The sequence below is a fragment of the Roseicyclus sp. genome (genome assembly GCF_018402035.1).
In the GTDB taxonomy this organism is placed as follows: Bacteria; Pseudomonadota; Alphaproteobacteria; order Rhodobacterales; family Rhodobacteraceae; genus Roseicyclus.
In genome coordinates this window covers 34986-52785 of the sequence record NZ_JAGYJN010000001.1, presented here as the reverse complement: position 1 = coordinate 52785, position 17800 = coordinate 34986, and the positions used below count along the sequence as shown (strand labels likewise).

The following is a 17800-nucleotide window of genomic DNA, read 5'->3' as shown; positions in this document are numbered from 1 at the left end:
GGCTTGATCCCGTTTTTGGCCTCTCAATCCGCCCGCCACAGGCGACAGATCAATAAGATGACCACCGTCAATGAATCGCCGCCCCACTTCGCCACCATAGGCTGAGAGTTCTGCTGCCTTTGTCCAATCCCAGTCAGGTTACGATCCGCGCCCCCAAAAGCGCGTTTGGCCTCGCTTTGGCCAAAGCCAAGGCAGGCATGATCAAACGGCCCAAGGCCCAGAATGTCAGGAGACACGCGATGTCAATATTGCCGATGACCGTCACGGCCGCACCCATGAACCTACCGGCCTTCATGGCGCGCGCGCCCGATGCCGTCACAATCGTGACGGGGGGGGCGGGATTTCTCGGTTCGCATCTGTGCACCCGGCTGATCGCAGGTGGCGCGCGCGTGATCGCCATCGACAATCTCTCGACAGGCAACCGAGCAAATGTCGCGCATCTGCACGCCACGGGGCGCTTTAGCTTGATCGAACATGACATCATCATGCCCATCGAGATCAGCGAAGATGTGAGCGCGATCTATAATCTCGCCTGCCCTGCCTCGCCGCCGAAGTACCAGATTGATCCTGTTCATACGTTCCGCACCTCGATCGACGGGGCGCATAACATGCTGGAATTGGCCAAGCGGAAAACAGCGCGGATTTTGCAAGCCTCCACCTCAGAGGTTTACGGCGACCCCGAGATGTCGCCGCAACCCGAAAGCTATTTCGGCGCGGTCAACACCTATGGGCCACGCGCCTGCTATGACGAGGGCAAGCGCGGCGCAGAAACGCTGTTTTATGAATACGCAAGGGCGCATGGGCTAGAGACGCGGATCGCGCGGATTTTCAACACCTATGGGCCACGCATGGATGCGCAAGACGGGCGCGTGGTGTCGAATTTCGTGGTCCAAGCGCTCGCGGGGGACGATATCACCGTCTATGGCACAGGGCGGCAGACGCGGTCATTTTGCTATGTCGATGATCTGATCGATGGGCTGATCCGGCTGATGAACAGCGATGACGGGATCAATGGTCCGGTCAATCTCGGCAATCCGCGCGAATTCACCGTGCTGGAACTGGCCGAGATGGTGCTGGACAAGACGGGCTCGCCCTCGCGGTTGCGGTTCCTTGATGCGCTGCAAGATGACCCCAAGCAGCGCCGCCCCGACATCACCTTGGCCCATACGCTTTTGGGCTGGCAGCCGACGGTCAGCTTGCATGACGGGCTCGACCGGATGATCGCGCATTTCGCGCAAGCCCCTGAGCAACAGCGCGCAACGGCCCTGTCATGAGTGGGCCTGCGATCCTTGTCACAGGTGGGGCCGGGTTCATCGGCGCGCATTGCTGCAAGGCACTGGCCGCGGCGGGGTTTCGCCCCGTGGTTTATGACAACCTTTCAACCGGGCACGCGGCGCATGTGCGCTGGGGTCCGGCGATTTTTGCCGATCTGCGCGACCGTGCAGCACTTGGCGCGGCGATGGCGCAACATGAGATCGCGGCGGTGATGCACTTCGCGGCCTCGGCCTATGTCGGGCAATCCGTCACCGACCCGGGCAGCTATCACGACAATAATATCGGCGGCATGATCGCTTTGCTTGATGCGTGCCGCAAAAATAGCATCAAGGCGGTGGTGTTTTCTTCAAGCTGCGCCACCTATGGCACGGCCAGCGCCGCGCCGATCCGCGAGGATGCGCCGCAAGCCCCGATCAACCCTTACGGCTTCACCAAGCTGGTCGGCGAGCGGATGCTGATCGAACAAGCCACAGCCTATGGGCTGCGCCGCGCGATCTTGCGCTACTTCAACGCCGCCGGTGCCGACCCCGATGGCGATCTGGGCGAGGTCCATAGCCCCGAGACACATCTTATCCCGCTGGCCTTGATGGCGGCGGCGGGACACGGCGCGCCGTTGTCGATCTTTGGCACGGATTACGACACGCCTGATGGGAGCTGCATCCGCGACTACATCCATGTCGATGATCTGGCCCGCGCCCATGTCATGGCCTTGCGCCATGTGTTGCACGCGGGGGCGCCCTTGACCCTCAATCTGGGCAGCGGGCGCGGAACTTCGGTGCTTGAGGTGATGAGCGCGGTCCAGCGCGTGACCGGGCGCGCGGTCCCCTATGTGACCGCGCCGCGCCGGGCGGGCGATCCGGCGGCCCTTGTTGCCGACCCAAGGCTTGCGGCGGCGCGATTGGGCTTTGTCACGCGGCAAAGCGAGATCGACACGATCATCGCCCATGCCGCCCCTTGGTTCGGCCATGAGGTGCGCCATGCAGCGACGGCTTGACCCTACGATGCTTGCCCCGGTGCTGAGCGGGGGGATGCGGGCGCGTTACTTGGGCCTTACAGGGCTGTGGGGGGCATGTGTGGCGTGGTTCTGGCTATGGTGGCTTGATCCAACCCATGTAGCCAGCCCCACAGGCTATGCGCTGTCGACGCTGGCTTTGGGCTGGATCTATGGCTTGCAGCTTTACTTTGTCGCGGTGTTCTTGGGGGCCAAGCGCAGCGCCGCCCCCGACCCCAAACCATGCGCTTTCCGGGTGGCCATGGTGGTGACCAAGACACCGTCGGAACCCTTGTCGGTACTCATCCCCACTTTGAACGCCATGCTGGCGCAAGATTACCCGCATGACACATGGCTGGCCGATGAAGACCCCGACGATCTGACACGCGCTTGGTGCGCGCGCCATGGGGTCAAGATCTCAACCCGCAAGGATGATGCGCGCTACCACAATGCCGCCTGGCCGCGCCGGACCCGTTGCAAGGAAGGCAACCTTGCCTATTTCTACGACCACTGGGGCTATCGCGATTACGACGTTGTGGCGCAGCTCGACGCCGATCATGTGCCGCAACCGGGCTATCTGCGCGAGATGGTCCGCCCCTTTGCCGACCCAGCCGTTGGCTATGTCAGCGCGCCCTCGATCTGTGCGGCCAATGCCGACAAGAGCTGGGCCGCGCGCGCGCGCCTGCAATCAGAGGCGGCGTTTCATGGTGTGTTTCAGCTTGGCTATACCGGCCAGCTTGCGCCCATGTGCATCGGCTCGCATTACGCAGTGCGCACCAAAGCGCTAAAGGCGGTCGGCGGGCTTGGCCCGGAACTGGCCGAGGATCATTCCACCTCGATGATCTTGAACGCGGGCGGCTGGCGCGGCGTGCATGCGATGGAGGCGATCGCCATCGGCGACGGGCCGCGCACGCTGACCGATATGGTGACGCAGGAATTCCAATGGTCACGTAGCCTTGTGGCGCTGCTCTTGACCCATACGCCGCGCTACCTGCGTGCCTTGCCGTGGCGGCTACGGTTTCAATTCCTGTTTTGCCAAGGGCTTTACCCGATGATGGCGCTGAGTGCGGCGCTGATCTACGTGCTGCCCATCGCGGCGCTGTGGTTCGATCAGCCCTATGCCGATGTCACCTATGCACAATTCTTGGGCCATGCCCTGCCGACGGTGGGCGCGATCACGGCTTTCGCATGGGCCATGCGGCGCGATGGGTTTTTCCGGCCCCATGATGCGCGCGTGATCGCATGGGAAAAGGCGCTGTTCTTGCTGGTGCAATGGCCTTGGGTCGCATGGGGATGCCTGATGGCTGTCCGCGACCGGATCACCGGGCGTTTCGTCGATTTTCGTATCACACCCAAGGGTGAGGCAGCGGCGGCACCCCTGCCCTACAAGGTGATCGCGGTCTATGCCGTGCTGTTACTGGGGGCCGTGTCGCCGGTGCTGATCTTTGGACAGGTCAGCCAAGCGGCGGGGTTCTACCTGTTATCAGCGCTAAACGGGTTTTTCTATGCCGCCATCCTGTGGATCGCCGTGATAGGCCATATCCGCGAAAACGGGCAAGCCCGCGCAAAACAGCCTTGGTGGCGCGAGATGCGGCCGCATCTGGGCACCGCGGGGCTGGGTGCTGTTCTGCTGATCTTCGCCGTCGTGCTCCGCGGACCACAGTCTGTGCATGCGCTGACACTTGGCACCGATCTGAATGCGCTGACGCGGGCCGAGTTCATCGTCTCGGGTGCGGCCAGCGGGAGCGCAGTGGGCGCCGCGCGCATTCGTTTTGTTGCACCGGATCTGTGGAACAAACCACTTTTACCATAAAAGGAGTTACGAAATGCTTCCCCCTCGCATGATGCCGTTCTCTCTCCAACGCCGCACGGTCGTGATGGGCATGTTGGCCGCCGGTGCTGGCATGGCCGTGGCGCTGCGCCCCTCGCCCGGTTCGGTGCCGCCGGGGCTGATCCCCTTTGGGGCCTATGATCCGGCAGGCGATTTCGCCAATGAGACGGATTTCAACATCGAACACATCTTTTTGCCGTGGGAGGATGTGGCCATAAATTCGCTTTTCGATGCTGACCGCTATGCGCTGGCACGTGACCGCGCGCTTTTGGTGACGCTTGAGCCTTGGACATGGTCGCGCAGCGAGCGCAACACCCCGGGCGCGTTGCGCGCTGGGATCGCGGCGGGCGATTATGATGCCACGATGCGCTCTGTCTGCGAGGTGCTGGCCGCATTGGAAAGCCCCGTGACCCTGCGCTGGGGCCAAGAGATGGATGATAATGATGGTCAGTTCATCTGGGCCGGCTGGCAACCCCAAGACTTTATCGCCGCTTATCGCCGGATGATGGGTATCGCACGCGACACGGTGCCTGGGATCAACCTGATGTGGTCGCCCTTGGGTCATGAAGGGATGACCGCCTATTACCCCGGCGATGACTATGTCGATCTGACGGGGCTAAGCGTCTTTGGCCTTCAGGCATGGGACCGCGCCTACTATAACCGTGACCGCAGCTTTGCCGAGGTTTTCGCCCCCCGCTATGACGGCGCGGTCGGCTTTGGCAAGCCCATCGTGGTGGCGGAACTGGGCTATAGCGGTGATGCGGCCTATGTCGCGGATTGGGACAATCAGGTGCGCAGCCTTGCGGCACAGTTCCCGGCCTTGGTCGGCGTGGTCTATTTCAACTACCCCGAGGTCTATGACTGGCCACAAGGGTTCGGTCGCCCCGATTGGCGGATTGGTGACCGGGTGGTGACAATCGCAAGCTGACATCGCCATTGGCGGCTTCCTGCCGATAGGTGCGTTCAATCTAAGGTCTTGATCTGGGCTGCGATTGTGCGTGTTGTGCTTAGCCTGTCCACAGTCGCCACATAACCCCAACGACCCCTGTATTGACCCGCGTCAATGCAATACCCAATTTTGCCCTGCGCTGGTCGCGCAGCGGGCCTTGCCCCCCCGCGCCGTGACCATGGCGCGAGATTGGGGAAAGGGGTCGATCATCATGATAAAACTTATGCGCAGCGCCATCGGTGCCGCCAGTTTCAGCTTGGCCTTGGCCATTGTGACACCTCCCTTGGCGGCCCATTCACCCCAGATCGTCACACAACAAGCAGCGCGCGCTGCACCAGCCGTGCCGCAGGTGCCGACAACGGCCCCCATGCGGTTTGATTGGCGAGCAAAACGCGCGACGCCCGCCGCCAGCAGCCAACCCGCGCACCGCGCAACCGCCGCACCCGGCCAGGGCAGCTATATCTGCAGCGCCGCCGGTTCTGGTCAGATGTCGCACTGCGTCGCGCGGTAATCGGCGTTGACAGAGGTTATAGGCTGACCCTTACTGCGAGCGCAGATCAAAGGTGACGCTCCGAGGGGGATATGCACGACAACCTCGTCATGGCCGAGATGGCGCAGAGGCCGCCGCTTCAGCGCGACAGCCTGCAACAGCAGATCGATGACCGGCTGCTAGCCGGTCTGATCGCAGATGTCTGATCATCCTGACCATGGGGCTTGTCCAACGCGATGCGTGATGCGGTCGTGGCGGACGATGCAATCATCGCCAATGCCGCACCGGATATCCGCGCGGCCCTGATCGCGCGCGCGGGGCAGACCGCAACCACACACCCAAGATATGAGGCCGGCTTATGACCATCTTGCAATCGCTGACACCGCCCAAAGGGCTCCGCGTAGTGATTACCGCAGGTGCCGCAGGGATCGGAAAGGTCATCGCCACCGGCTTCCATCAGGCAGGCGCGCATGTCCATCTTTGTGATATCGACCCGGCCGCTGTTGATGCGGCACGCGCGGCGGGGTTTGCGGCCATGCTATGCGATGCCGCCGACCCCGAGCAATCGCGCGCCTTTTTCGATGCCGCGCGCGCCGATATGGGCGGGTGCGATGTGGTGATCGCCAATGCCGGGATCGCTGGTCCGACGGCCAGCATCAATGATGTGGACGAGGCCGCTTGGGACCGCACGCTCGAGGTGAATTTGCGTGGCGTCTATCTCGCCGCGCGCTACGCTGCCCCCGATCTGATCGCAAGCCGGGGCAGCTTTATCGCCCTCTCCTCGGTCGCGGGGCGCTTGGGTTTTGCCCTGCGCAGCCCCTATGCAGCCTCGAAATGGGGTGTCGTTGGCCTGATCAAAAGCCTTGCGGTCGAGCTTGGGCCGCAGGGCGTCCGCGCCAACGCGATCTTGCCCGGCATCGTCAAAGGCCCCCGGATCGAGCGCGTGATCGCCGCGCGCGCCCAGCAGATTGGCCAAAGCTATGCTGAGACCGAAAAGCAGAACCTTGAGAAAGTCGCCCTTCGCCGGATGGTCGCGCCCGAAGATATCGCAGCGATGTGCTTGTTTCTTTCGTCGCCCGGCGGGGCAAATATCACGGGTCAGGCGCTGAGCGTCTGCGCCGGTGTGGAGGCATTGTGATGGAGAATACCCCCATCGCGGTGATCGGCGCGGGGCTGATCGGATCGGCTTGGGCCTTTGGTTTTGCCCGCGCGGGCCATCGCGTGACGCTCTGGGATCAAGATGCGCGCGCCGCGCAAGCAGCCCTTGCCCGCGTGAGCGAGATCGCCACCGATATGCAGGCTGCGGGGCTTTTGGACGGGCAAACACCCGCACAGGTGGCGGGGCGGGTGACGCTTACCCCGGACTTAAAGTCTTGCGTGAAGGACGCGCTGCATATTCAAGAAAACGTGTCAGAAAATGTCGATGTCAAGCGCGCGGTCTTTGCCGCGCTTGATGCGGCCTCCTTGCCTGATGCGATCTTGGCAAGCTCTACTTCGGCGCTTTTGCCCTCCAGCTTTACCGAAACGCTGACAGGCCGCGCGCGCTGTTTGGTTGCCCATCCGATCAACCCGCCCAGCCTGATCCCCGCGGTGGAAATCGTGCCTGCTCCATGGACCGATGCGCAAGCGATGGACCGCTGCGCCGCCACCATGGCGGGGATCGGGCAAAAACCCATCCGCATGGCGCGCGAAATCGACGGCTTTATCATGAACCGCTTGCAAGGCGCGCTCTTGCAAGAGGCGATGCGCCTTGTGGCCGATGGGATCGCGACCCCTGAGGATATCGATACCGGCATCCGCGACGGCCTCGCCCCGCGCTGGTCGCTCTGCGGCCCGTTCGAGGCGATCGATCTGAACGCGCCGGGCGGTGTGCGCGATTACGTGGCGCGCTATGGGCCGATGTATCGCATCATCGGTGCGGGCCAGACCACCCTGCCCGATTGGGAGGGTGAGACGCTGGATCGGGTCGAGGCCGCGCGCCGTGCCGCCCTGCCGCTGGCCGATCTGCCCAAGGCGCAGACCCGTCGCGACCGCCGCCTGATGGCGCTCATGGCGCATTTCCGCCGCGAAACACCGCAAGATTGACCCGCCGAAAGGGACCAAGACATGGCCGCAAAGACCCGCAAAGTCATCATCTCTTGCGCCGTGACAGGCGCGATCCACACGCCCTCAATGTCACCGCATCTGCCGGTGACACCGCAAGAGATCATCGCCGATGGGCTGAAGGCCGCCGAGGCGGGCGCCACCATCCTGCATCTGCATGCGCGCGACCCCGAAACCGGGCGGCCCACGCAAGACCCCGACGCCTTTCGCGCCTTTCTGCCGCAACTCAAGCAAGCGACCGGCGCGGTGTTGAACCTGACCACCGGCGGCTCACCGCATATGACCGTGGCCGAGCGCATGCGGCCTGCGGCGGAACTCAAGCCCGAAGTCGCCTCGCTCAACATGGGGTCGATGAATTTCGGTCTTTACCCGATGCTCGACCGCTTCAAGGAGTTTCGCCACGACTGGGAACGCGCGCATCTGGAAAACAGCCGCGATCTGGTCTTCAAAAACACCTTTGCCGATATCGAGCATATTCTGCGCATCGGGAACGCCAACCACACAAGGTTCGAGTTCGAATGCTACGACACGAGCCATCTCTATAACCTTGCGCATTTCGTGGATCGTGGGCTCGTCAAGGCGCCATTCTTGGTGCAGACGGTCTTTGGCCTGTTGGGCGGGATCGGTGCACATCCCGAAGATGTGGCGCATATGAAGCGCACCGCCGACAGGCTATTTGGCGATGCCTACGTCTGGTCGGTCTTGGGTGCTGGGCGCAACCAAATGCCGGTTGCCGCACAGGCCGCAGCCCAAGGGGGCAATGTGCGCGTCGGGCTTGAGGATTCGCTTTGGATCGGGCCGGGGCAATTGGCCGAAAGCAATGCCGACCAAGTCCGCAAGGTGCGCGAGATCCTTGCCGGGCTCAGCCTTGAGGTCGCAAGCCCGGATGAGGCGCGCCAGATGCTTGATCTGAAGGGGGCGGATGGTGTCGCCTTCTGATCTTGGGCCGGTCATCGTCACGGGTGGCAGCCGGGGGATCGGGGCGGCAACCGTGCGCGCGCTTGTCGCTTTGGGCCGGCCGGTGGTGTTTTCCTATGCCAGCAACACAGCCGCCGCCGATGCGCTTTGCGCGGAACTCGGTGGGCAGGTTCGCGCGCTATGCGCCGATGTCACCGATCCCGCGACCCCTGCCCGGCTCTTCGATCTTTGCCAAGCCGCCTTTGGCCCCGCGACGGGGCTTTTCGCCAATGCGGGCATCACCGGGCCTGCAAGCAAGATCACCGATCTATCGCTCGCCGATCTGATCCGCGTGATCGACACCAATCTGATCGGCAGCTTCCTGACCGTGCAAGAAGGCGCGCGGCGGATGGGCACAGGCAGCGCGATGGTGCTGATGTCGAGCCGGGCGGCGGAACTGGGCGGCGGCGGCGAATGGGTGCATTACGCAGCCTCCAAGGGGGCGATCAACGCGATGACAAAGGGTTTGGCGCGCGAATTAGGGCCGAAGGGCATCCGGGTGAACGCCGTGGCGCCGGGCTTGATCGACACAGAGATCCACGCCGCAGCGGGTTTAGGCGACAGGCTGGTCCAGAAACGCGGCGAGGTGCCTTTGGCACGCATCGGCACGGCGGATGAGGTCGCCGATACGGTGCTGTGGCTTTTGTCGGCACGCGCAAGCTATGTCACCGGCACCATCGTCGATATCTCGGGCGGGCGGTAGAAGGTTCAGCCAATCGGCGCGCGTGTCATCGGCGCAAGGGCTGCCCCACCCCGCTCGGGCAGGCAGGCGCGCAGCACAACCTGCTGCACCTCCGCGCTGTAGGCATCGAGCGTGATCCCCCGGCGGCGATACTTGGCGCGTTTGACATACCACTCCTGCAAGAGCGGCTTGATCAGCGCGGGCAAAAGCGGCGAGGTATCGGGGCGAAATGCACCGCCTTCAATACCGCGCAGGATCACGGCCGAGAAAAAGCTTTCGGTCAGCATCTCGCTATCCACCGCCATGCGGCGCTCGGCGGGGGGGAAATTCTTTGCCTCCATAAAGGCAAAGGTGAACCACGCCAAAAGCGCCTCCGTCATGCGCAGATGGGTGTCGATCAACCAGCGCAGATGGGTGACGGGGTCACGCGTCACATCCGCGGGCGGGTTCGACAGGATGCGCTGCACCAGATCGGCCACCTCGGCCAAGATCATTTTCAACAGCGTCGTCTTGCTGTCGAAATAGGCATAAAGCCCGCCTGCCGACATTCCCGTCTCACGCGAGAGATCGCGCAGCGACATGGCCTGAAACCCGCCCTTGTTGGACAAATCAATCGCCGCCTCCAATATCCTTTGCAGGCGCGGCAGGGCGATACTGGGCTTGCGCACGCTGATCGTATCTTGGTGGCGGGCAAGGATGGATTGGCACAGTTGCGCGACCGTGGGCATCTGGTCGGTCATCGGCGGCCAGATCGGGGCGCTGGCCAGTTGTGCGGCCCTTTGGGTCGGGTTGGTCATCTTTCCATCTCCGCGGTTCAGGAATCTGTTGCCATAATCGCGGTCGCTGTCTACCAATATCTACCGAACGCTCGCTCGATAAGGATGGGAGGCCTTGACGAACGTGACCGCTTCACCCCTACCCCTATGGCCGGGATTGTCCGGAAAAACAGCGCTTGTGACCGGCGCATCCTCGGGGCTTGGGGCCCATTTCGCGCGACTTTTGGCCGCCCAAGGTGTCACGGTCACACTGGCCGCGCGGCGCAGTGATAAGGTCGCAGCGCTTTGTGCCGAGATCACGGATGCGGGCGGTGTGGCCCATGCGCTGGCGCTGGATGTGGCAGACGGCGCGGATGTGGCGGCCAAGCTGTCGGGCCAAGTTTTCGATATCGTCGTCAATAATGCAGGCACGGCAGCCACGGCCACGGCACTGGCGCATGATGATGCCACCATTGACCGGGTGATCGACACCAACCTTAAGGGCCCCTTTTTTGTTGCACGCGCAACGGCGCAGGCTATGGCCGATGCCGGGCGCCCCGGCACGATCATCAACATCGCCTCGATCTTGGGCTTTCGCGTCGCGGGCCAAGTCGCGGCCTATGCCGCATCCAAGGCGGGGCTGGTGCAACTCAGCCGCAGTTTGGCGTTGGAATGGGCGCGTCATGGCATCCGCGTGAATGCGCTCTGCCCCGGCTATATCGAGACCGAGATTAACCGCGATTTCTTTTCGACCGAGGCAGGCCAAACCTTGATCCGCCGCGTGCCACAGCGCCGGATCGGCCAGCCCGCCGATCTGGATGGCGCGTTTTTGCTGCTGGCCTCGGACCTCAGCGGTTTCATGACCGGAACCGAGATCGTGGTCGATGGCGGCCATTTGATTTCATCACTCTAAAGGACGCCCCATGGATTTCACCATTTCCCCACGCATCGAAGATTTCCGCGCAAGGATCGCGCGTTTCGTCGATGACGCGGTGATGCCTGTGGAGGCGGATCGCGCCAATTGGGACGCGCATGACAATATCGCCCACGCGCCCTTGGACGCGCTGCGCCAAAAGGCCAAGGCCGAAGGTCTGTGGTGCCTGCAACTGGCCCCAGAGACGGGCGGTCAGGGCTTGGGCAAGATGGGCATGGCCGTCTGTTATGAGGAGATGAACCGCTCGATCTTTGGGCCTGTCGTCTTCAACTCGGCCGCACCTGATGATGGCAATATGATGGTGCTGGAAAAGATCGGGACCGAGGCACAAAAGGCCCGTTGGCTCGCCCCCATCGTGGCGGGCGATGTGCGCTCGGCTTTCGCCATGACCGAGCCGCATCCGGGCGGCGGGTCAGACCCCGGCATGATGCTGACCACGGCGACAAAAAAGGGCGACAGCTATGTCATCCATGGCCGCAAATGGTACATCACCGGGGCGGCAGAGGCGCAGCATTTCATCTTGATGGCGCGCACCTCGGACGATCCGCGCCGGGGGTTGACCGCGTTCTTGTTCGACCGCGACGAGCCCGGCTGGCATATCGAGCGCCGCATCCCGATCATGGGCCCGGAGGAGCATGGCGGGCATTGCGAATTGGTGTTCGACGGCCTCGAACTGCCCGCTGACCGCGTGCTGATGGGCGAGGGTCTGGGGCTGAAGGTCACGCAAATCCGCCTTGGCCCTGCGCGTCTGACGCATTGCATGCGCTGGCTGGGGCTTGCCAAGCGCTGCACCGAGATCGCGCGCGACTATGCCGAGAACCGCCACGGCTTTGGCGTGCGGCTGGCCGACCGCGAAAGCATCCAGATCAAGCTGGGCGATCTGGCGATGGGGATCGAGATCGGGCGGCTTTTGGTGATGAAAGCCGCGTGGGAACTGGATCGCGGCGGCTTTGCCAAGAAAGAGGTCTCGATGGCGAAAATCCATGTCGCCAACCTTTTGCACAAGGCCGCCGATGTGGCGATCCAGATCAACGGCGCGCGCGGCTATTCGCAAGATACCGTGCTGGAATGGATCTATCGCTACGCCCGCCAAGCCCGCCTTGTCGATGGCGCGGATGAGGTCCACCAGATGGTGCTAAACCGCCATCTCGCCGACGAGCGCCATGATTTCTGGCGCTGGCCCGTCGCGGCGGATTGAGAACAGGGCAAGGGGAGGTAGCCATGTTCAGCGATCCGCATCTTGCACCGCGCGCGGCGAATTTCCGGCCGCTGACGCCGCTTGACCTACTCGACCGGACGCTGGAATGCCACGGGGCACGCCCGGCTGTGGCGTGGCGCGAACATGTTTGGTCTTACGCTGAATTCGGCGCAATCGTTGCCCGCATGGCGGGGGCGTTGCGCGCCCAAGGGATCGGCCCCGGCGATGTCGTCTCGGTCGCGTTGGGCAACCGGCCTGAAATGCTGGCCGCCCATTTCGCGGTACCTGCGCTGGGGGCGGTGCTGAACACGCTCAACATCCGGCTGGCAAGCGGTGAGCTGGGCTATATCCTCGACCATGCGGGGGCCAAGCTGTTGGTGGCCGAGGCCGCCTATCTGCCCGATCCCGCTGATGCGCCCCTGCCCCAAATGGTGCTGTGTAGCGCGCCCGGCGCGGGCGACGGGATAGATTGGTTCACCGGGCCTATCCCCGATCTGGACCTGACCGCCGCCATCACGGATGAGGCGCAGGCGATCACGCTCAACTATACCTCCGGCACGACCGGCAAGCCCAAGGGCGTCGTCTATACCCATCGCGGCGCATATCTGAATGCGATGGGCAATGTGCTGGCGCTGGGCCTGACCGCCGACAGCCGCTACCTGTGGGCCTTGCCGCTGTTTCACTGCAACGGCTGGTGTCAGGCTTGGGCCGTCACGGCGGCGGGTGGGCTTCATGTCTGTCTTGACCGGGTCGATCCGGCGCTAATCTTGTCGGAAATCAGCCGCCATGCGGTCACGCATCTCAGCTGCGCGCCCGTGGTGCTTTACATGCTGCTTGACCATGCCAAGGAACCGCCGCCTGTGCGGGTCAAGGTCACGACCGGTGGGGCCGCGCCCACGCCCGCGCTCTTGTCGGGGTTGTCTAAGCTCGGCTTTGACCTCAGCCATATGTATGGGCTGACCGAAAGCTATGGCCCCGCCACGATCAACGACCCAAGCGACCCTGCGGCCGATATCGACACGCGCGCGGCGCTGATGGCGCGCCAAGGGCGTCGCCACCCCACGGCGGGGCGCGCGCGCGTGGTCGATGAGAACGGCCAAGATGTGCCTGCTGATGGCGGGACGATGGGCGAGATCGTTCTGGCCGGAAACACCATCATGGCGGGCTATTTCCGCAACGCGGAGGCGACCGAAGCGGCCTTTGCGGGCGGCATGTTCCGCTCGGGCGATCTGGCCGTGGTCCATCCCGACGGTCAGATCCAGATCCGCGACCGCGCCAAGGATATCATCATCACCGGCGGCGAGAATGTCTCGAGCCTTGAGGTGGAAACGGTGCTGCACCGCCACCCCGATGTGCTGTTGGCCGCTGTCGTTGCTGCCCCCGATCCGAAATGGGGCGAAACGCCTTGGGCCTTTGTCGAGCCGCGCCAAGGTGTCGAACTGACCGCCGACGCGTTGGCCGATTTCTGCAAGGAAAACCTTGCAGGATACAAACGCCCCCGGCGCTTTGTCTTTGCCCCCCTGCCCCGCACGGCGACGGGCAAGATCCAGAAGTTCATGCTGCGTGAAACTGCGGCCAAAACCCTTGCAGCCGAGGGGGGCGTATGACGCAACCCAACCCCGAGATCGATGTCGCCGCGTTGACCGGCTGGCTCAAGGCCCGGCTGCCCGGCCCAACAGCACCGCATCTGACACGGATCGGCGGTGGGCAATCGAACCCGACATGGTTCGTCGATTGGGGGAGCGCGCGCTTGGTGCTGCGCAAAAAACCCGATGGCCCGATCCTGCCGGGCGCCCATGCCGTGGAGCGCGAGTTTCGCGTCATGCGCGCGCTGTGGGACACCGATGTCCCCGTCCCGCGGGTGCTGTGGTTGGAAGAGGATGCAACCATCCTTGGCACACCCTTCTACGTTATGGAGCGGTTGGAGGGGCGGGTGTTTTCCGACACCGCTCTGCCCGGCGTGACGCCGGCCGATCGCCGCGCGATGTATCTGGATATGGCCCGCGTTCTGGCGCGACTGCATGCGGTGCGGCCCGAGGCTGTGGGGCTGTCCGATTTCGGCAAGCCCGGCAACTATTTCGCCCGCCAGATCGCGCGCTGGACCAAGCAATATGTGGACTCGCCCGGTCCGCGTATCGCCGCACTTGATCATCTGGTTGAATGGCTACCCGCCCATATGCCGCCCGAGGATGGGGCGGTGTCCATCGCGCATGGCGATTTCCGCATCGGCAACATGATGTGGCACAAGACCGAGCCGCGCGTGATCGGCGTCTTGGATTGGGAATTGTCGACGCTTGGCCATCCGCTGGCCGATTTGGGGTTTTGCGCGATCCCGTGGCACTCAAGCACCGATGAATATGCGGGGCTTTTGGGCAGCGATTGGCAGGCGGCGGGCATTCCGACGCGCGATGGCTTTGTGGCAGAGTATTTCGCCCATGCCGCACCGACTGGGCCGCTTTTGCCTTTTCACATCGCCTTTGCGCTGTTTCGCTTTGCGGTGATCTTCGTGGGCATTGCCGACCGCGCAAGGGCAGGCTCAGCCGCCTCGGCGGAGGCCGCAACGCTGGGGCCACTGGCCCAGCGCTTCGCTGCACGCGCAGGCGAGGTCATCGCGGCACAAGACATTTCAGGGAGGGGAAGATGAAGCTGCTTTTCAAAGCGGTCGATACGCTGAACACCGGCGTCGGAAAGGCCGTCAGCCTTTTGATCTGGGCAGGCATCGTCGTGCTCTGCTACGAGGTGGTCGCGCGCTACATCTTTGGCCAGCCCACGCTTTGGGCGCATGGTTATACCCAGCGCATCTTCGGTGCCTATTTCGTGCTGGTGGGTGCCTACACGCTGATCCGGGGCGACCATGTGCGCGTCGATCTGTTGCTCAACACCGGCGGGCCACGGCGGCGCGCAGCACTCGACTTCGTCAATTTCGCCTTTCTGGTGATCTGGGGCGCGGTGCTAAGTTGGGAGGCGTTCTGGTTCTTTGAAGATAGCTGGCGCTTTAACGAGGTCGATGAAAGCGCGCTGCGCCATCCGATGTGGCCAATCAAGCTGGCCATGTTCGTCGGTGTTGCACTCATTACCTTGCAAGGCGTCATCGAGATGATCCGCTCGCTCATCCTGTTCATCAATCCAGCGGCCGATCTGGGCCGTGCCGCCACCCTGGGGAGCGCTGCACAATGACCCCTGAGCTTTTGACAATCGGCATGTTCGGCATGCTATTGGTGGCAATCTTGCTGGGCGTGTCGTTGTCCTTTGCGCTTGGCGGTACGGCGGTGGTGTTCGGGCTGTTGATGTTCGGGCCAAATGGCATGTTCACCATCGTGTCGACCATGTTCGGCTCGATGTGGTCGATCCTTTTGTCGGCCATCCCGCTTTTCGTCTTCATCGGTGTGGCGCTTGCGCGCTCAAAGATCGCCGAAGACCTTTATCAATCCTTTTATCTGTGGTCGGGGCGGATGCCCGGCGGCTTGCTGATCGGCACCTCGGGCTTTGCCGCGACGCTGTCGGCGATGACGGGAAGCTGTGCGGCCTCGACCGTGACCACGGGCCTTGTGGGCATGCCCGCCATGGCGCAGCGCGGCTATGATCGGCGGTTCGTGCTTGGCACCATCGGTGCCTCGGGAACTTTGGGGATTTTGATCCCGCCCTCGATCACGCTGATCTTGATCGGGATGCAGACAGGCCAATCGGTCGGTCGGCTATTCATGGGCGGTCTGGCCGCAGGCTTGCTGCTTTTGGCAATGTTCATGGCCTATATCGCGATCCGAAGCCGCATGCGCCCCGAATTGGCCCCGCCCGCCGCCCAGACCGCACCGATGCGCGAGCGGCTGAAATCACTGCGTGCGGTGATCTTGCCACTGATGGTCATTCTGTCTGTGCTGGTCTCGATCTTCGCGGGCATCGCCACACCGACCGAGGCCGCAGCCGTGGGCGCGCTGGCCGTCGTGATCTCGGTCGCGATCCGGGGCGAGTTGACTTTGGCCTATATGCGCAAGGTCAGCCACGACACCGCCGCGATGACGGGGATGGTGATCTGGATCGTGTTTGGCGCATCGGCCTTTGTCGCGGTCTATGGCGGCGGCGGTGGCACGCGCTTTATGCAAAGCTTTTTGCTTGGGCTCGAGATCGAACCTTGGATGATGATCTTGCTGATGCAGCTGATCACGCTGGTCTTGGGGATGTTCCTTGATCCGGTCGGGATCATCCTTTTGGTGCTGCCGATCTTTTTCCCGATCGTCATGACACTGGGCTACGACCCGATCTGGTTTTGCATCTTGTTCCAGCTGAACCTGTGCATCGGCTATATCTCGCCGCCCTTTGGCTACAACCTATTCTATCTCAAGACACTCAGCCCGGAGACGCCGATCCTTGAAATCTACAAGGCGATCTTTCCGTTCTTTTTCCTGATGCTGGCCACGGGGGCTGCGCTTTTCCTGTTCCCCGAGCTTGTGACCAGCTTCACCGCCATCCCCGCGCGTTGAGGCGCCGGGGGGACTATCCACCAGAGGAGGAGAAGACCATGACCAAGAAGATCCAACCACTTTCACGCCGCGGCTTTTTCGCCGCGTCGGCTGGCGCTGCGGCGGGGGTAACACTCGCGGCACCGGCGGCGATTGCGCAAACCAAAACGGTTTGGCGGATGCAGACGCATTGGCCCACCGGCAACTGGTATTACGAAGATGTCTTCGTAAAGTTCTGTAACCGCATCACAGCGGCCACAGGCGGCGAATTGACCGTCGAGCCGCATGCCCCCGAAAGCCTTGTGCCGACGGGCGAGGTGCTCAACGCCGTGCGTCGCGGGCTGTTGGAAAGCGCCTTCATCTACCCCGCCTACTGGATCGGGCGCGTGCCTGCCGCTGGTCACCTGAACGGCCATATCGGCGTCTGGGACCGCCACGAAGAGCAAGACATCTTCTACTACGAGATGGGCGGCCTCGACATCATCCGCGAAGCCTATGCCGAGCAGGGTGTCTATCAGGTTGGCCCCGTCTCTTATTCGGGTCTGACGCTGTGGGGCAACCGCCCGCTGCGCACCACCGCCGATTTCGCGGGCTGGCCCGTGCGCTCGACGGGTGCGGCTGGTCTTGTGCTGGCCAAGATGGGCGCATCGCCCGTCGCCATCCCCGGCGGCGAACTTTACCAAGCGCTTCAGTCCGGCGTTGTGGATGGCGCGCATTGGGGCTCGACCTCGACGGCTTGGGGCATGAACTTCCAAGAAGTGTGTAAATACATCATGGAACCCGATCTGCTTGGCCATCTGAACGGCGAAGTCATGGTTGGGCTTGATGCTTGGAATGCGGTGGGCGAGGATATCCGCGCCACCGTGTCCGAGATCGTGCGCGCAACCTCGGCCGAGGCGGCGGCGCATTTCCTCTATCGCGACCTGACCTTCAAGCAAGAATTCGTCAATGCACGTGGCGGCGAATTGGTCACCATCGATGATGATGCACTGGCTGCATTGCGTACGGCATCGCTGTCGGTCGTCGATGATTTCTCGGCACAAGACCCGACCTATTGCGGTCGATTGGGCGAGATGCTGCACGAGTTCCTGCGCACCACTGGCCGCGCCTGATCGCAGGGCGTAAGAGCAAACACAGCAAGGGCCGGTTCGCCGGCCCTTGCCTCAGGAAATGACGGA

17 protein-coding genes are annotated in these 17800 nt (G+C 63.0%); 16 read left to right on the top strand and 1 reads right to left on the bottom strand.

Annotated elements, in window-relative coordinates; genetic code table 11:
• The first annotated feature begins 293 nt into the window (after positions 1-293).
• From KG698_RS00255 to KG698_RS00215, 9 genes are all read left to right on the top strand, one after another.
• Positions 294-1274, top strand: coding sequence for a UDP-glucuronic acid decarboxylase family protein (locus KG698_RS00255; protein WP_213684241.1), 981 nt, complete (start codon positions 294-296; stop codon positions 1272-1274).
• Positions 1271-2269 carry a UDP-glucose 4-epimerase GalE gene (galE, locus tag KG698_RS00250; protein WP_213683577.1) on the top strand — a complete coding sequence of 333 codons (999 nt, stop codon included), beginning with the start codon at positions 1271-1273 and terminating at the stop codon, positions 2267-2269. Before KG698_RS00255 ends, galE begins: the two co-directional genes overlap by 4 nt.
• On the top strand, positions 2253-4079 hold the full coding sequence (locus KG698_RS00245) for a glycosyltransferase family 2 protein (RefSeq protein WP_300982731.1): 1827 nt from the start codon (positions 2253-2255) through the stop codon (positions 4077-4079). Before galE ends, KG698_RS00245 begins: the two co-directional genes overlap by 17 nt.
• Positions 4080-4149: 70 nt before the next feature.
• On the top strand, positions 4150-5025 hold the full coding sequence (locus KG698_RS00240; RefSeq protein ID WP_300982852.1) for a glycoside hydrolase family 26 protein: 876 nt from the start codon (positions 4150-4152) through the stop codon (positions 5023-5025).
• A 232-nt stretch (positions 5026-5257) separates the two neighbouring features.
• Positions 5258-5557: a hypothetical protein gene (locus tag KG698_RS00235; RefSeq protein WP_213683575.1), complete on the top strand. Its 300-nt coding sequence runs from the start codon at positions 5258-5260 to the stop codon at positions 5555-5557.
• A gap of 337 nt (positions 5558-5894) precedes the next feature.
• The gene (locus KG698_RS00230) at positions 5895-6674 is read left to right on the top strand and encodes an SDR family oxidoreductase (RefSeq protein ID WP_213683574.1); all 780 of its coding nucleotides are present in this window, start codon (positions 5895-5897) and stop codon (positions 6672-6674) included.
• Complete coding sequence (locus KG698_RS00225; protein ID WP_213683573.1) at positions 6674-7621, top strand: 3-hydroxyacyl-CoA dehydrogenase; 948 nt, start codon at positions 6674-6676, stop codon at positions 7619-7621. The genes KG698_RS00230 and KG698_RS00225 overlap by 1 nt, the downstream gene beginning before the upstream one ends.
• Before the next feature lie 21 nt (positions 7622-7642).
• Positions 7643-8578 (top strand): 3-keto-5-aminohexanoate cleavage protein, encoded by a 936-nt coding sequence (locus KG698_RS00220; protein WP_213683572.1) that lies wholly within the window; start codon positions 7643-7645, stop codon positions 8576-8578.
• The gene (locus KG698_RS00215) at positions 8562-9299 is read left to right on the top strand and encodes an SDR family oxidoreductase (protein WP_300982729.1); all 738 of its coding nucleotides are present in this window, start codon (positions 8562-8564) and stop codon (positions 9297-9299) included. Before KG698_RS00220 ends, KG698_RS00215 begins: the two co-directional genes overlap by 17 nt.
• Positions 9300-9304: 5 nt before the next feature.
• On the opposite strand, the gene KG698_RS00210 is transcribed toward KG698_RS00215, so the two are convergent.
• The gene (locus KG698_RS00210) at positions 9305-10075 is read right to left on the bottom strand and encodes a TetR/AcrR family transcriptional regulator (protein ID WP_300982728.1); all 771 of its coding nucleotides are present in this window, start codon (positions 10073-10075) and stop codon (positions 9305-9307) included.
• A gap of 103 nt (positions 10076-10178) precedes the next feature.
• On the opposite strand from KG698_RS00210, the gene KG698_RS00205 reads away from it, so the two are divergent.
• From KG698_RS00205 to KG698_RS00175, 7 genes are read left to right on the top strand one after another with little or no spacing between them, the layout of a single operon-like run.
• Positions 10179-10946, top strand: a complete 768-nt coding sequence (locus KG698_RS00205; RefSeq protein WP_213684237.1) for an SDR family oxidoreductase — start codon at positions 10179-10181, stop codon at positions 10944-10946.
• A gap of 10 nt (positions 10947-10956) precedes the next feature.
• Positions 10957-12165, top strand: coding sequence for an acyl-CoA dehydrogenase family protein (locus KG698_RS00200; protein ID WP_213683571.1), 1209 nt, complete (start codon positions 10957-10959; stop codon positions 12163-12165).
• A 23-nt stretch (positions 12166-12188) separates the two neighbouring features.
• A complete protein-coding gene (locus tag KG698_RS00195; RefSeq protein WP_213683570.1) occupies positions 12189-13772 on the top strand; it encodes an AMP-binding protein in 1584 nt (527 codons plus the stop codon).
• A complete protein-coding gene (locus KG698_RS00190; RefSeq protein ID WP_213683569.1) occupies positions 13769-14809 on the top strand; it encodes a phosphotransferase family protein in 1041 nt (346 codons plus the stop codon). The genes KG698_RS00195 and KG698_RS00190 overlap by 4 nt, the downstream gene beginning before the upstream one ends.
• Positions 14806-15342, top strand: coding sequence for a TRAP transporter small permease subunit (locus KG698_RS00185; protein ID WP_213683568.1), 537 nt, complete (start codon positions 14806-14808; stop codon positions 15340-15342). Before KG698_RS00190 ends, KG698_RS00185 begins: the two co-directional genes overlap by 4 nt.
• Positions 15339-16643, top strand: coding sequence for a TRAP transporter large permease subunit (locus KG698_RS00180; RefSeq protein WP_213683567.1), 1305 nt, complete (start codon positions 15339-15341; stop codon positions 16641-16643). Before KG698_RS00185 ends, KG698_RS00180 begins: the two co-directional genes overlap by 4 nt.
• A gap of 38 nt (positions 16644-16681) precedes the next feature.
• Complete coding sequence (locus KG698_RS00175) at positions 16682-17734, top strand: TRAP transporter substrate-binding protein (protein WP_213683566.1); 1053 nt, start codon at positions 16682-16684, stop codon at positions 17732-17734.
• Positions 17735-17800 lie beyond the last annotated feature (66 nt).

Excerpts from the sequence above, each read along its gene's own strand:
- KG698_RS00255 (WP_213684241.1), top strand. The coding sequence starts at position 294 with ATGGCGCGCGCGCCCGATGCCGTCACAATCGTGACGGGGGGGGCGGGA.
- KG698_RS00210 (WP_300982728.1), bottom strand. The coding sequence starts at position 10,075 with ATGACCAACCCGACCCAAAGGGCCGCACAACTGGCCAGCGCCCCGATC.
- KG698_RS00220 (WP_213683572.1), top strand. The coding sequence starts at position 7,643 with ATGGCCGCAAAGACCCGCAAAGTCATCATCTCTTGCGCCGTGACAGGC.
- KG698_RS00230 (WP_213683574.1), top strand. The coding sequence starts at position 5,895 with ATGACCATCTTGCAATCGCTGACACCGCCCAAAGGGCTCCGCGTAGTG.
- KG698_RS00195 (WP_213683570.1), top strand. The coding sequence starts at position 12,189 with ATGTTCAGCGATCCGCATCTTGCACCGCGCGCGGCGAATTTCCGGCCG.
- KG698_RS00185 (WP_213683568.1), top strand. The coding sequence starts at position 14,806 with ATGAAGCTGCTTTTCAAAGCGGTCGATACGCTGAACACCGGCGTCGGA.
- KG698_RS00175 (WP_213683566.1), top strand. The coding sequence starts at position 16,682 with ATGACCAAGAAGATCCAACCACTTTCACGCCGCGGCTTTTTCGCCGCG.
- KG698_RS00200 (WP_213683571.1), top strand. The coding sequence starts at position 10,957 with ATGGATTTCACCATTTCCCCACGCATCGAAGATTTCCGCGCAAGGATC.
- galE (WP_213683577.1), top strand. The coding sequence starts at position 1,271 with ATGAGTGGGCCTGCGATCCTTGTCACAGGTGGGGCCGGGTTCATCGGC.
- KG698_RS00215 (WP_300982729.1), top strand. The coding sequence starts at position 8,562 with ATGGTGTCGCCTTCTGATCTTGGGCCGGTCATCGTCACGGGTGGCAGC.
- KG698_RS00225 (WP_213683573.1), top strand. The coding sequence starts at position 6,674 with ATGGAGAATACCCCCATCGCGGTGATCGGCGCGGGGCTGATCGGATCG.
- KG698_RS00235 (WP_213683575.1), top strand. The coding sequence starts at position 5,258 with ATGATAAAACTTATGCGCAGCGCCATCGGTGCCGCCAGTTTCAGCTTG.
- KG698_RS00240 (WP_300982852.1), top strand. The coding sequence starts at position 4,150 with ATGTTGGCCGCCGGTGCTGGCATGGCCGTGGCGCTGCGCCCCTCGCCC.
- KG698_RS00180 (WP_213683567.1), top strand. The coding sequence starts at position 15,339 with ATGACCCCTGAGCTTTTGACAATCGGCATGTTCGGCATGCTATTGGTG.
- KG698_RS00190 (WP_213683569.1), top strand. The coding sequence starts at position 13,769 with ATGACGCAACCCAACCCCGAGATCGATGTCGCCGCGTTGACCGGCTGG.
- KG698_RS00245 (WP_300982731.1), top strand. The coding sequence starts at position 2,253 with ATGCAGCGACGGCTTGACCCTACGATGCTTGCCCCGGTGCTGAGCGGG.